9 protein-coding genes, 1 pseudogene and 1 CRISPR repeat array are annotated in these 13,679 nt (G+C 60.8%); all 10 genes and pseudogenes read right to left on the bottom strand.

All coding sequences use genetic code 11. The annotated features are described in order from the left end of the window. Nucleotides 1-18: 18 nt before the first annotated feature. On the bottom strand, nucleotides 19-990 hold the full coding sequence (gene cas1e / locus JS531_RS09310; RefSeq protein ID WP_214315374.1) for a type I-E CRISPR-associated endonuclease Cas1e: 972 nt from the start codon (nucleotides 988-990) through the stop codon (nucleotides 19-21). Continuing rightward, on the bottom strand, nucleotides 987-1,691 hold the full coding sequence (gene cas6e / locus JS531_RS09315; protein ID WP_214315376.1) for a type I-E CRISPR-associated protein Cas6/Cse3/CasE: 705 nt from the start codon (nucleotides 1,689-1,691) through the stop codon (nucleotides 987-989). Before cas6e ends, cas1e begins: the two co-directional genes overlap by 4 nt. Nucleotides 1,692-1,703: 12 nt before the next feature. Further along, nucleotides 1,704-2,465, bottom strand: a complete 762-nt coding sequence (gene cas5e, locus JS531_RS09320; RefSeq protein WP_214315378.1) for a type I-E CRISPR-associated protein Cas5/CasD — start codon at nucleotides 2,463-2,465, stop codon at nucleotides 1,704-1,706. Nucleotides 2,466-2,467: 2 nt separating this feature from the next. Continuing rightward, nucleotides 2,468-3,604, bottom strand: a complete 1,137-nt coding sequence (gene cas7e, locus JS531_RS09325; protein WP_214315383.1) for a type I-E CRISPR-associated protein Cas7/Cse4/CasC — start codon at nucleotides 3,602-3,604, stop codon at nucleotides 2,468-2,470. Nucleotides 3,605-3,658: 54 nt separating this feature from the next. Next, entirely contained in the window at nucleotides 3,659-4,303 is a 645-nt protein-coding gene (gene casB / locus JS531_RS09330) for a type I-E CRISPR-associated protein Cse2/CasB (protein ID WP_240542152.1), read from the bottom strand. Beyond that, nucleotides 4,300-6,000: a type I-E CRISPR-associated protein Cse1/CasA gene (gene casA, locus JS531_RS09335; RefSeq protein ID WP_214315388.1), complete on the bottom strand. Its 1,701-nt coding sequence runs from the start codon at nucleotides 5,998-6,000 to the stop codon at nucleotides 4,300-4,302. Before casA ends, casB begins: the two co-directional genes overlap by 4 nt. A 213-nt stretch (nucleotides 6,001-6,213) precedes the next feature. Next, the gene (locus JS531_RS09340) at nucleotides 6,214-9,375 is read right to left on the bottom strand and encodes a CRISPR-associated endonuclease Cas3'' (RefSeq protein ID WP_214315395.1); all 3,162 of its coding nucleotides are present in this window, start codon (nucleotides 9,373-9,375) and stop codon (nucleotides 6,214-6,216) included. Beyond that, a complete protein-coding gene (locus tag JS531_RS09345) occupies nucleotides 9,372-10,718 on the bottom strand; it encodes an SWIM zinc finger family protein (RefSeq protein WP_214315396.1) in 1,347 nt (448 codons plus the stop codon). Before JS531_RS09345 ends, JS531_RS09340 begins: the two co-directional genes overlap by 4 nt. Before the next feature lie 86 nt (nucleotides 10,719-10,804). Further along, entirely contained in the window at nucleotides 10,805-11,209 is a 405-nt protein-coding gene (locus tag JS531_RS09350) for a helix-turn-helix domain-containing protein (protein WP_214315397.1), read from the bottom strand. Between the two features lie 92 nt (nucleotides 11,210-11,301). Continuing rightward, a pseudogene (locus JS531_RS09355) lies at nucleotides 11,302-12,510 on the bottom strand (IS256 family transposase). A gap of 225 nt (nucleotides 12,511-12,735) precedes the next feature. Next, nucleotides 12,736-13,374: direct repeats of the CRISPR family, unit length 26 nt; unit sequence ATCATCCCCGCGTATGCGGGGAACAC. Nucleotides 13,375-13,679: the final 305 nt, after the last annotated feature.

The following is a 13,679-nucleotide window of genomic DNA, read 5'->3' on the forward strand; positions in this document are numbered from 1 at the left end:
GACCGTCTCCTCGCAGCATCACCATTCGCCATCGTCCGTGAACTCATCAACCCCGTAGGAGACGCCGGCGGCCACTTCGCCGTCCTTACCATCCCACAAGCCCACATGGTCTTCTCCAAGTTCGTCATCGGAGGTGAGTCCTTCCACGAGCAAATCTCGGATGTCACGCACCATGCGTTTCATAATCGACAAATCGTAGACAGCATCCCTCATTCGCCGACGTGTGGCGGAGCCGATGTCGTCCGGCTGTGTCTCGGCCGTCTCGAACGCGACCGGAATGGACAGTTCCGCCTTGTACAGGTCCGCTACATCATAGACGAATGACCTTTCATGACCGACATGCACGAATCCCAGTCCGGGGGAACATCCAAGCGCGACGATTGCGGCATGGGCCAATCCATACAGACAGGTATGCGCCGCGGAGAGGGCCTTGTTGATCTCGCTTCCCGCTTCGAAATCGTCATGATCGTACGTCCGCTTGTCCCATGCCACACCGGTTCGCGCCGAACATTCGCGGTATATGCGGCGGATACGTGCCCCCTCGCGCCCACGTAGCTGTTGCATGGTCAGTCGGCTGACGTCCTCGTCGGGAAAGCGCATCTGGTACATTCTCCGCGCCACTGCAAGTCTCGATCGCGTATTCGACACCATTCGCGCTTGCTGCTGCAATAACGCGGAGGAGTGGGTCAGGGGCTTGCCGAACGCATACATGCGTACTCCGCGTTCCCCCACCCAAATCACGGTGGCACCGTTCTCCCCGATTACCGTCATCGCCTGATGGGTGACCGATGCCCCCGGTCCCAGCATTAGTACGCTCAACGTCGCCGCGGGGACATGCATCGTCCCCGTCTCGTCGGTGACGGTGACGGCGTTGTCCGCCCGATTGATCACGCAGTGCTCGAAGTACGCGAATGAGAGACGGTCCTCGGCACGGACGAGTTCGCCGAGTTCGGGAGGAGGAGCGCCGGGAATCCGTCGTCTGCCGATCATGTCTCCGGCTCCCGGATGGGGGCCACAGTCAGTAGGCCGCATCCGAATCCCTTCGCCCGGCCGACGCCGTGACAGAGTGCATGACGGAACAGGTCTGCGTCGGTTACTACGAGTCTGCCGTCGAACAATACGGTGGTCAGGGTCACCGTCTGGTTTTCGCGCGTGAAACGTTCCCGATGTCGTTGCCTGACAATCACCGAAGGATCGCCGTTGTCGTCGGAAAGAAGGGCGAACCCATGCGTCTCCGCACGGGAAACCAGCCAGTCGCGCTGCTGGCTGACGGTGACATGGCCTTGGAGTTTGCCGACGATGTCTTCACCGTTCGCCTTGGGTTTGCGGCCTTTGTCGACGCGGGCCCTGCGCACCGGATTCGCACGCAGCCGGAACTGCCAGTGCTGTCCGACCGCGATGCGCGACAGCAGCGGCGTGTAGTCCTTGCTCTCCCACTGCACATGCATCGGCCATCCGGCCTGTTCGACGATATGCGTGAGATCGGGGGCTTCCGGGCTGACCACGTACAGCCAGATGCTGTGGTCCTGAGTCAGGTTGTCCAACCGCCACAGGATGCGGCCTTCCTCGCCGTCGCGGACCGCATCGGGAGGGAATGCGCTCTCTACCGCGGCATGGGTGCGGTACGGCGATGCAATCAGCTGTCTCGCACCTTCTCTGGCCATGTTCAATGGCACACGTGAAATGAACATGATGATGAGCTCCTATGCGAAATTCATGGGGTCGTCGGCACCGGTGGCGTCAAAGGTCGGCGGAATGCCGGGCGCATTTCGTTTCGCCGTCTCCCGACCGCCTCCCTCGGTTCCAGGATTGCCGATCCGGTAGCGGTGGACCGCCCGTCCCGCATATCGCCGATCCGTCTGACTGAACGTCACCGGCAGGTCGGCCTGCGTCGCAGACGGTTCGTCCTCGGACGCGTCGCACACGATTTCCAGCGTCTGGTCCGGGTACCGGCGTCGGTACCATGCCGAGGCATGCCACGGCTCCCGTTCCAGCGCCTGACGGACATCGTCATACTCATCGTGGATGCCCAAGGTGACTGGGAACGCGGGCGGGCAGGACCGCCGGCCCAGATACAGCGGCCATCGGGGCGACCGCAGCGCCTGGTCGAGCGATTCGAGCGCGGATCGCTCCGCACCCAGTGCGACCAGGAACCGCGCATCGGCCAGATAGTACCGGTAGGTCAACGGCATGGTCTTCTCGTATTCGTGGGTATTGCGTTTCCGGGTCAAGGATTTCTCCGTCTGGAAATCCGTTATGATCCGCCCGCGTTGCTCGACGCGTACGCCGAACGACAGTCCCAGCAGATCCTCAATCGGGTCCTCACGGACACGTCCCTGCGCGCAGGCCAGCAGTCCGATTACCCCGCTTTTCGTCGGCTCGGTGCGGGTCTCCCTGCGCACGAACCGTGATGAATCGCCCCAGGACTGCAATGGCCCCGCGAGTTGCAACAGCAATACGCTCATGGTCACTCCCGGCCGGACAGCGCCTGCGTCAGGGCTTCCTTCAGTTCGGATCGCAGTACGGGGAATGTCACGTGCACACTCACCTCGTCCAGTTCGGCGACCGGTTCGTCCGTGGTGATGTTCCACGACTGCACCGGCTGCTCGCCGTAGGCGTCCTGCACGAGCTTGAGCTTGCGGCCGAGTCGTACGGCGGCCTGACGGGAGATCGACGATCCGGCCTCGCCTCGTACAGGGTCCTCAAATGCGTCCACGACGTTGATCGGCTGGGTGTCCCGCAGCGTCACCACGCAGGTTCCCGGCAACGTACGGTTGGCGAAAGCGTTCTGCTTGCCGGTCGGCATGGAGCGGATGAACGCCTCGACGAACGCCGCGGAGCCTTCGACGGTGGCCGTCACGTCCCGCAGCTGCTCGTACAGCGAGTCGATGTCCAACGTTGCGTACCGGTACAGCGTGGACGAGTTAAATCCGACGGTGTCGATCATGGCGGCGCCGGCATTGTCGTCCGAGGCGCAGTCATCGACGGCGGTGAAGTAATCGTATTCGGGGGTGATCGTGTCCACGGAGATCGCGTGGGCGACTTGCGCCGAGGCGTCGGTGTTGAGGTCGGGGGCGTCAGCGAGCATACGACCGAACAGGGCGATGTCGACGGCTTGGACGCCGTGGAACACCCCGCCTACCTCCTTCTTCATCGTGGCGGACGGTTTGCCTGATACGTCGATTCCGGAATCATGCCATCCAATCGCCACGTCGGCCAGCTGCCCGATCTCACGGTACGCGATGAAAATCAGATATCCCGTGGCCAAGGTGCCCTTGTCCTTGCCCGCACGATCCGATTCTTTGACATCAACGCCGGTCGCAGCCAACGCACATTTCGCCAACGTCTCCGCGTCATCGACGAGATCGGGCCTCTTGGCGACGATCGCGTCGCGGATCAGCGAGACCGCGCCCTTGGTGCGTACGCCGAGCCGGCTGGAATCCAGCAGGTCCTTGAACATTTCACGCATGGCGCGCTTCCACGCCTGCGACGAGACACGTGAGCGCAGCGTACCGCCGTAATGCGCGGTCTTCGGACTGCCAGTGTCGTCGCGGTTGATGTTGCTCGGCGGCACGTTCTGCAGGTCGTACAAGTCGATGAACATGATGTCCTTCTTTCGAGTGTTTTCGTTCGGTTTTCGAGAGCTTTAATCGACGATTCAAGCGTCGTGGCGTGTAGTTGACGTACCGGTGCCGGAGTAGTAGTCCATGCTCCAACGCTGGAATACCTCGCTGCGGGCTTCCGGGAATTGGATCTGATAGAGGTCCTGGGCCAGGGAGCGGTAATCAAGCGTGATCGCCCCGTCACCGAGCGCCCGCATCAGCATGATCAGCGCACGCACGCTGCGCACCACGCCGTTGAAATCCGGCGCCGCTTCGGCGGCGGCCAGACGACGCCGGACGCCTTTCGCATGTTCCATGTCCGGGTCGATGAGGCGACATGCGCGGCCGAAGGTCATGCGGGTCTTGTCTGCGCCCCCTGCGTCCTGTGCGACTCCATGACGTCTGGACTGCTGATGACACGCATACAGTTCCATCGTGGTCCTCGCTGCACGGAGCGCGGCGGGGTCCTCCTCTCCGGAAGGCAACGATTGTCCCCAGCCTTCGAACAAATCCGAACCAATCGTCATCCATGCCGGTGCCCCCCCATCGAGGTCACGGCGTAGCCTGGCGAGTGCGGCACGGGATTCCGGCGTCCCTCCATCCCGCTTGGTGTACTCGTTCTGAAGCTTGAAGATTCTGCGATTGACGAAGTACCCCAGTTTCCCCGCCATGTCACGGGAGAAGTATCGTCTCATCGTCATGCTCCTTTCTTGTCCACGGCGGCATCTGCGGACAGTCTTCCCAAGGTCTTGTTCAGACCACCAAGGAACAGCAGCCGCGCACGAGCGGCGGTCATCATGCCCATGCGGCCTGCGTCATGCTCGTCGAACGCCGATACGCTGCTGTCGGACAGGTAATCGCTTCCGATGACGAGCAGCATGCGGTGCACGTCGTCGAGCCATTCGTCACGGTAGATTTCATAATCTTTGTCCGGGGTGAATCCGACCAGCCGATCGCGGAACAGTCCGTCGAGACGCGCATAGGCATCTTCCCGGACACGCTCCGAAGCCGCTTGCGAACGCCCTCCGGCCATACGGTCTCCGGCTGCCGACCGCAAGTTATGCACGTAGTTCGCCAGCATGACGTCCACGGCTTCACGTGTCTTGCCGATGACATGCACGGCAGCGCCGATCGCCGCGTAATCCTTGCGGGAGAAGGCCAACGGCAACTGCAGTACGTCATCAATCCCGGTCTCATAGACGCTGCTCTGGGTGCCATAGGTCATGCCCTGAGCATGGATGGAGAACACCGACAGCAAGTGGACACCTTCATCCAGGCAGCCTTCGCGTTGCAGCTCCTCGACCCATCGGACGACGCCGGGACGCAAATCCGCCTTACCCACCGCGACCATAGAAGCCAGGCCACGCCAAAGCGCCTTACCCGCATCATGGGTGACCGGCATGAGCGGCGGGGAGGACAGGCCGAGTTTCTTCTGCTGCGGCACACTGAGTCGCCAAGCCGTCATCTTCTCGCACTCGTCTGTGTTGTATGGCGCGATGACGTCACCGTAGCAGTTCACGATGCCGACGATACGGCTGCCGGCTTTATTCGGCACCAGCCGCAGCCTCCGGGACTGGAACGTCAACGCATCCACCGGACCGGTGAAGGATGTGCGCACCGTGATATCGGGGCCTGAGGACTCGTCGAACTCCCATGGAGGCACATCATCCTCATTGCCGAACATCTTCACCATATTGTTGTTGGTATCGTACAGGCACCAGTTCAGCATCAGCGTGTGGAACAGGTTGTCGCCCTCGACCATTACCGGCCCCAGGACGCCCATCCATCCGGTGCCCGCCATGCCTTTGGGCGCGTACACCTTCCCTTTATTGACATGCGTATTGCCAGCCACCGGCGTCTTGATGCCTGCGGTGTCATATGCCTGCAGGAACACGAGCCAACGAGCCGCTTGGGCGAGGCCGATGGACTCCAATGAGTCGGGCGACCGCATGGAGAACAGGAACTTGTCCGGCTTCGGCACGTCCGCAATCATCTCGCTGATGGGGTCATACGCTTTTTTGCCGTTGTACGTCAAATCGGGAACCTGATAGAACGGACGCTCCGGGTCAAGAAGGTAAAACCGGTCATGGAACTCACCGAAGTAGTCTTGGAGAGGACCCATATCGAATGTCCCGTTCCCCCACAATCCGCTCCATAAATCCCTCATCCGCCTTCGGTCGGCTTCCGGATCACAGTACGCGCAATACAGAATCGCCAGCAGCAGACGTTCCAACGGCACGGTCTGCTGCGGGAGATCCCCGGAAATCGAACGGATACGTGGGGCATCACGGAAAACGTCACGTATGGAAAGCTCCCTGACGCTACCGTCCACGAACACACACGGCATCCAAGGTTCATCAAGAAGGTTGAATCCTCTTACATGAGAATCGTCGGTCATGGTATTCCACCAATCCTTCCCGCCGTCTTCGATGACGACTCCTCGGGCTGGTTGCGACATGATTCAGAATAATCCATCCTCATATATATGTCAACGCGAAGGGGAGAGATAATGTAAAAACCCCATATCGATGAGGAACCACACATAATCTCACCCATTCGCTGGGTCATCCCTCAACGGAGGGACACATCCATTCTCCCCGGCGGCAGCGACCTACCTACCTGTCTCACGTTCCACATATAACCCGGCACGACGGTCATACCGGACAACATAACCATTCAGCGAAGTTCTGAGGCCACCATCCGCTTCTTCCTCGAGAAAAACGGCGAGCTTCCCCGCGAGCCATGGCGAATCCCTCCACACCATCGTTTCGTCAACGCACCCGAGCTCTAACTCCTTGATGAGCCCGTCGATGCCTTTACCTCCGTATCCGCTCATTGCGATCGGCAGGCGCACGGAGCACTGGGAGATAAGCAGAGCCAAACGATCGTCCGGAACCGAATTCGTCGGCACTTCTGCACCGGGTTCGATGCCATGGCGCGCATCCCCCACCCACGGCAGCAAACGGATGGAATCGTCGCGGCGGCGCAGCAGCATGACCTCAACCGTCTCTTGCGTGTCGCGCACCGCACGCTGCCCTTTGTCGTCATCGGTATCATCGATCGCCGTGGTTTTGAACCAGTCGACAAGGGTTTCCTCCTCACCAATCATGCTCCGCAACGACTTGATGCGATAATGCCGCGCGCGTTCGCGCTTCTTCTCCTGTCTGTCCGTACGCGAGGCGACGGCCTTCGCATACGACTCACGCCATGTCTTGGGAATCGTCTCTTCCGCATGCTCGCGGTACGCTATTCGCACGGTGGACGCGATGTCCTTGGGCAGGGATGCCTCCATCGATGCACCTGGAACATCCAATCCCAGCACTCCTAACGTTTCCAATAACGAGGCCTCCTCGTAAACGGTCTGTACGCCGCCATCGAATCGAGGGATGCCCGCATCCCATTCGGCGATGCCGCGGATATGGCAGGATGCGGCACGAAGCGGTATGGGCCTATCCTGTTGACCGGCGCCTCGCACGTGGCGGTGCACACGTCCCAGCCGCTGCATGAGCAGGTCGACCGGAGCGATGTCGGTGATCAGCGCGTCGAAATCGATGTCCAACGATTGTTCAAGCACCTGCGTGCCGACGACGATCAGCCTTTCGGGACGTCGCCCGTTCGCCAATGTGCTTCGCGGCCCAAGCAATTCACGTAGCTCACGCTCGTTGTCCATACGGTCCATGTCCATGAACCTGGCATGCGTCAAACGAATCCAATCATTACCGTATCGTTCGGACAGCAACGCTTCCACGTGCTGCGCGCGAGGAACCGTATCACAGATGACTCCGATGCAGCCGCCATCCCGCAGCAATCCATCGAGCAGCACCGTCAGGGAGTCATCATCATCCGACATCAACCGGCACGTCACGCGCAGCGTTCGGCCGGACGGTTCGACGGCTTGCATCCGCAACCGGTCGCCGGATGAATAGGTGATCAACGGATACGCCTCGTCGCAGGTCGTACCGGAACCAGATGCCACGACAACCGACGAGCCACCGTCCACCGCATTGGCTCTCGAAGCAACGGCACCAAATCGACTACGCGAACGCCGCCTGTACCGGGCCGAACGTTTGACTCCTCCATCCTGTGTCGGGGAAGGAGCGTTCGCCCGTTCTCCGCTCTCCCTCCCACGCAGATAGGCCTCCGCCATCTCCTTGCGCTGCCGCTCCGGCAGCGTGGCGGACAACAGAATGACCGGCGTACGGAACCCTCCCAACCATTCGAGGATGCGCTTCAGATACTCCTGCATGTACGCGTCATAGGCGTGGCATTCGTCGATGACGACCACCTTGTTGGCAAGCGCCAGTTGTCTCAACACAACGTGCTTCATCTGCAGGGCGCCCATGAGCACCTGGTCGACGGTGCAGACCAGGAAGTTGGCGAGTACGCCTTTCTTGCGTCCCCACATCCACTCGGACACGACCGTTTCGGGGGATGAAGCGCCATGCCGCGCCTCCATGTCTATAGATGACCAGGCTGACGCCATATTCCGCGAAGCGACGATAACGCCGTGGAATTCCTCATTGAGCTGTGCTTTCCCGTGCGCGAGCCACACGGTCTTCCCATCCGTCCCGGGTTCCATCGGGAGGGCGTCAATCCATGAGTGTGCTCTGCCGAGCATGGCGTCGGTGGTCGCCATGGTGGGCAGTGCGATGCATACGCCTCCGCAACCGGATCGTTGCGCGAGCAGTTCCGCCGCAGCGAGCGCCGCCTCGGTCTTCCCCTCGCCCATCGGCGCCTCGATAATCATCAGTCCGGGGTCGTCGGCTCGTGCGGCGACCGTCACGGCCTCGCGCTGCACCGGTCTTGGAGAGGCCTCCTGCGGCAGGGAGAACCGGCTCCGGAACCATTCGTCCAACACGGAATCATCCATGTGCAAGTCGTTGGTGATGGGATGCCACGGCGCGCACAGACGCAGAGTACGCCACGCCCGATCCGCACGACGACGCAGACCTTCCCAAGAACGCACGTCATCATCCTGGTCCTCGCTAAAACCACTCAGTGTGCCCGGAACGGCAATCAGGGGAAACATACCTTCATCACTATTGCTCGCCATCCAGTCGGCCATAATCACCGCCCCCGTCAGCAATGCCTCGGACGATGCCTCCAAGCGTCGTTCTCCCAATCGGACCATGTCGTCAGGAGACAAACCGACGCGTCGAATCACGAATTCCAGCAGCTCACGCTGTACTGGTTCCCACCGGTCCTTCGCGGCATCGTCCCATCCCATACGGATTGGTTCCCCACATCGGGCCTCTTTCAGCTGATGACTGTCAGGCGGAGTGCCATGATGACCGCCGACCACGCTGCCGTACGATCTCGCGATGTCCGACGACCACCCGTATGCTGTGGTCAGATGTCGTTCGAGGATGACCTGTCCGGCAATCGGATGGGATGGATGGCTCGGGTCGGAAAAGTCACGAATCGGTAATCCCGCTCGCTCCGGCAACCAAGCCAACGATGAAGGCAAGCCGTCACCCAACAAGTCGAACCGAATCGGTTTGGATTGGAAAAGCGGCGTAACCTTTCCAATGTCATGAACACCTGCCAGAAGCAAATACACTCGACGGGCCAATGATTCGTCGGCGACATCACGAATGAGGACGGCCTTGGTACCGTCCGGAATCCAATGGTCCCAGAGCCTCTCGGCCATACCGATCGAATCGGCCATATGCACATACAACGGCAGCCAACGACTGCCATCGAGCCGGTCCGTCTTGCCCCACAACAGGCGTGCGCCATCAGACAGGGACAGTTCGTCATCGTCTATCGTCATGCCATCGCTCCTTTCAGCGCAGCGTGTCTCAATCGTTCCAGCGCGCCCCAATTATCAAGCCGTCGGGCGAGTGCCACCGACAGCTCCGTCCAACCGCAAGGCGATGAGTCGATCGGGCACGAATCCACCTGCGAGCCTCGACTCGTCGCCGGATAGCGGGCCGCCACCTCCCATGCTCGATCGGGAGAATCCTCCAGCAGGAATCTCATCGCTGCAAGCCACGCCATCGCCTCATCGTCCATATGGTCCGACTCGAATTCCGCCGCCCTCGCATACTCTCCTGCCAGCAACAGATCGTCATGTCTGAGCCGGCACATATACGAGTGCAGACGCGACGAGCGCCGGGACACGGCCGCATCGTTCATGGCATGTTCCCATCCATCCAACGCCTCATCCGCGATCCGCCGTGTTCTTTGTCTCCTTGAAAAAGACAGCAGCGCGACCCCGAGCTTCTCCCCCAATATCTCCGGTTCCTCGCGGAGGAAACCCATGATGCCGGCGGCCATGGTCGCAAACGTTCCCACTCCGGAACGCTCATTGGCGACCGTTCTTTCCACGAGCAGTCTCACCTTCCATGCCAAATGCTCTAGGCTCCTCTCAAGGCTTTCCTCTTCGAGGGCTCCCCCATCGCCTCCGACATATTCCAGGGAACTTCCCACGATGCGCATCACGAGAAACACGTTGGACAACGCCTGTCCGTAATCCTCAGCCGCCAGTGCATTGTCCAGAACGACGTCCGCACCTTCGAACGCATCGCCGACATCACGACGCGCACCGTCCGATTCCAGAAACGATTGGATGAACGACTCCGTCATACGCCCGGCCTGCGATCCGGACAGGACCGGAAACCGCGGTCCGCCCATACACGTGGTGACAGCCGCCATTCCCGCGCATTCCCCGACGACTGCCTCATCCCATACCAGCAGCGGACCATGGGCGCCATACCATGAGGCCAGACGGGAACGAATCTCATCGTAGACGTCCACACGTATAGAGCACGGTTCATCCAACCATGTTCCCAGCGCCACATCCGCTCCACCTTGCGGGGGCGCAAGCGACGCATCGTCATTATCCGCGGAGCCGCCGATGGCGAGCATCACCGCTGCGGAGTGCTTGCAACGCTTGCCTTTCGCCGCAAACGGACAACTGCACGAGACCATGCATCGCATGGAAGCATCATCGATACGCACCAATACGTCATAGAGACTTCCACCCTCGACCTCCCCATGGAACAGGCCGGGAGTGATTGCGCCCACGGACCGAACCCGACCTTCATGAAAGTACGCTTCTCCTCGGGAGAAAACATTCGGAGCAAACAACGGGGAGACAACATCGGCGTTCATGGATTCACCATACCCCGCAATCGTCTACACCGACGAAAGACACGCACGTTCCATCTCGATGGGATTGGCCATCCGTTGCCTCAAAGTCATCTCGTTCGGAACGGAATATATTCGTCGGGAGTGTCGTACATGCCGATCTCCTCCGCGGCATCCCGCATATTCTCCAATGCACTCCTGCGCCGGCGCTCGGACTCCCGCTTGAACCTGAGTACGTCGTCGGCCATGACCGTCCGCTGCCCGGTGCGGCTGTCTCTCTTGAACGGAATCACCCCGGAATCCAGAATACAGCCGACGGTCTTCGGAGAGACACGGAGCAACCGTGCCATCTCAGCAGTGGTCATCATCCGACAATCCGACGAAGCATGAGCAATGACGTCTCGGAACAAACGCACCTGTTCCTCATCGAGCTCATAAGCAGAACCATCCACTTCCACGAAATACACCCTGCCCGGCACCAGCCGATTGGCTGTCGCCCGTGTTGCCGTCACCATAGTTTTCTCCTTCAGATGATGGTCCGGAATGCCGTGAAACGGTCAGACAAGGGACTGTCTCTTTAAGTGTGTAACTGACGGTTTTTCATTTGTCAGTTTCTGTCATCCGGCCAGCGGTCGGCGAAGGCGATGGCGAACGCGTTGAGCGCGGGTTTCCACCGTGCAGTCCATCGTACCTGTCCCTTGCGGTCGGGTCCAATGACCTGACGGTCAGATACAGGCACTTCGGGGCGGCACGTTCATCGGGGGAAGTGGCCGCGCGCCCTGATGGAACGACGGAACCGGGCGTTGAGGCTCTCGATCGCATTCGTCGAGCAGATCACCCGCCTGATTTCGACGTCGCAGTCGAGGAGCGGCACGAACCTGTCCCACGCGTCCATCCACAGGCCCCGGATCGCGGGATACTTCTCGGCTCACCTGACGAGCATCTCGTCGCTCGCGGCAACGGCGGCGGTCTCGCTGACGGCCGTACAGACGGGCTTCAGGTCGTCGCCGATGGCGCTCCAGTCGCCTTTGGACACATACTGGTACGTGTTTCAGATGGATGATGCAGGTCTGCACGACCGCGCGGGGCCAGACCACGCCGACCGCGTCGGACAGCCCCTTCAGTCCGTCGCAGATCAGGAAGAACACGTCCTCGACGCCACGGTTCTTCAGTTCCGTGAGCACCGTGAGCCAGTGCCGGGCGCCCTCGGCAGCAGGCGAGCCCCAGATGCCTAGCACGTCCCGGTCGCCATCCAGGTCCACGCCGATGGCCGCGTAGAACGCGCGGTTGGCGACCTGGCCGTCACGCACCTTGACATGGATAGCATCGACGAACACGGCCGCGTACACCCGGTCCAGGGGCGCGTCGATCACTCGCTCATCTGGTAGACGACTTTCTCGGTGACCTGGCTAATCGTCTCCTTGGAGACCGAGGCGCCGTAGATCTGGCTGAAGTGGACGCTGATCTCCCCTGTGGTGAGCCCCTTTACGCACAGTGAGAGCACCACCTCGCCCACGTCGTTCAGACGCCGCTGGCGCTTTTTGACGATGACGGGCGCGAACGAGCCGTCCCGGTCACGCGGCACCTCGATGGTGACGGGACCGACCGCGTCGGCCACGACGGTCTTCGAGGTGGTGCCGTTGCGCGTGTTCGATGCCCTACCCTCCGCGCTTTTCTCGTGTCTGGCCCGGCCGACGCGCTCGGTCATCTCCTCGTCCAGAGCGGTCTCGAGCACGGTCCTGGTGAACTGTCTGAGCAGCCCATCGGGTCCGGTCAGGTCGAGGCCCTGCTCCTTGGCCTTACGGATCATCTCCAGCGCGAGCTCGCGCTCGACCGGGGACGTCTTCGGCGCCCTGCGTTTCCTTGGTTTATTCGTGGCTTCCTTGCCGACGGCCGTCGTCGTTGTCATGGTTTCCATTGTCTCAGTCGGCATGCTCATCACAGGCCCTTTCCCACCGGTCTCACGACCAGCGATCAAAGCCAGTTACACACTTTCCGGGGCAGTCCCCGCCATGGACTTCACCGGCACCTGGTACGGACAGGAATCATCCCCGCGTATGCGGGGAACACCAGCGGACCCGGTACGAGTCGCGGCCGGTGTGGGGATCATCCCCGCGTATGCGGGGAACACAAGTGGTCGAGGTTGTATGAGTCGTCGCTGGTGGGATCATCCCCGCGTATGCGGGGAACACCAGACACGACGCACCAAGGGGGCCGGCAGCGTGGGATCATCTCCGCGTATGCGGGGAACACATCGTTGAAACCGCTCACCATCCACCCGAACCGGAATCATCCCCGCGTATGCGGGGAACACCTTCGCTTTGTCCCATAGCCGCAAATCGGGAAGGGATCATCCCCGCGTATGCGGGGAACACGGAAAGCGGAGGCAGATACAACGTATACATCCGGGATCATCCCCGCGTATGCGGGGAACACATGGTCGTCGCCGCGTTCAGCATCTGCGCGCTGGGATCATCCCCGCGTATGCGGGGAACACTATTGTTTTGCACCCGTTGACGATGGTGGACGGGGATCATCCCCGCGTATGCGGGGAACACTCCGATTGCGTGCTGGCGGTCGCCGCCGACCTGGGATCATCCCCGCGTATGCGGGGAACACGGGAATCGTCAAGTAGACGCGACGTTCCTTGCGGGATCATCCCCGCGTATGCGGGGAACACTATTGTTTTGCACCCGTTGACGATGGTGGACGGGGATCATCCCCGCGTATGTGTATTGCTTCAATGTTTGTTCGTCAGGTTGAGCGGTGTTTTTCCGCAGTGTGGGCTGATGGTTTGGGGGCGGTGACGTTTTGTTGGACTTCGTTGTCTGTATGGTCGTTCAGCACGTTATCGCAGGTGTTCAGGCGACGAGCCCGAGCTCGACGCGTTTGTCCATGATGCTCATGCCGTATTCGGTCTTGATGCGCTTGTCCCTGTACCAGACCATGTACTCGTCGAGCATGGCGGTGAACCTGTCGATGGTC

The organism is Bifidobacterium sp. CP2 (assembly GCF_018555635.1).
Classification (GTDB): Bacteria; Actinomycetota; Actinomycetes; order Actinomycetales; family Bifidobacteriaceae; genus Bifidobacterium; species Bifidobacterium saguinibicoloris.

What these genes read in the sequence shown, in the direction of transcription:
- casB (WP_240542152.1), bottom strand. Translation starts at nt 4,303, where the DNA reads ATGACGATGAGACGATACTTCTCCCGTGACATGGCGGGGAAACTGGGG.
- cas7e (WP_214315383.1), bottom strand. Translation starts at nt 3,604, where the DNA reads ATGTTCATCGACTTGTACGACCTGCAGAACGTGCCGCCGAGCAACATC.
- JS531_RS09345 (WP_214315396.1), bottom strand. Translation starts at nt 10,718, where the DNA reads ATGAACGCCGATGTTGTCTCCCCGTTGTTTGCTCCGAATGTTTTCTCC.
- JS531_RS09350 (WP_214315397.1), bottom strand. Translation starts at nt 11,209, where the DNA reads ATGGTGACGGCAACACGGGCGACAGCCAATCGGCTGGTGCCGGGCAGG.
- cas6e (WP_214315376.1), bottom strand. Translation starts at nt 1,691, where the DNA reads ATGTTCATTTCACGTGTGCCATTGAACATGGCCAGAGAAGGTGCGAGA.
- JS531_RS09340 (WP_214315395.1), bottom strand. Translation starts at nt 9,375, where the DNA reads ATGACGATAGACGATGACGAACTGTCCCTGTCTGATGGCGCACGCCTG.
- casA (WP_214315388.1), bottom strand. Translation starts at nt 6,000, where the DNA reads ATGACCGACGATTCTCATGTAAGAGGATTCAACCTTCTTGATGAACCT.
- cas1e (WP_214315374.1), bottom strand. Translation starts at nt 990, where the DNA reads ATGATCGGCAGACGACGGATTCCCGGCGCTCCTCCTCCCGAACTCGGC.
- cas5e (WP_214315378.1), bottom strand. Translation starts at nt 2,465, where the DNA reads ATGAGCGTATTGCTGTTGCAACTCGCGGGGCCATTGCAGTCCTGGGGC.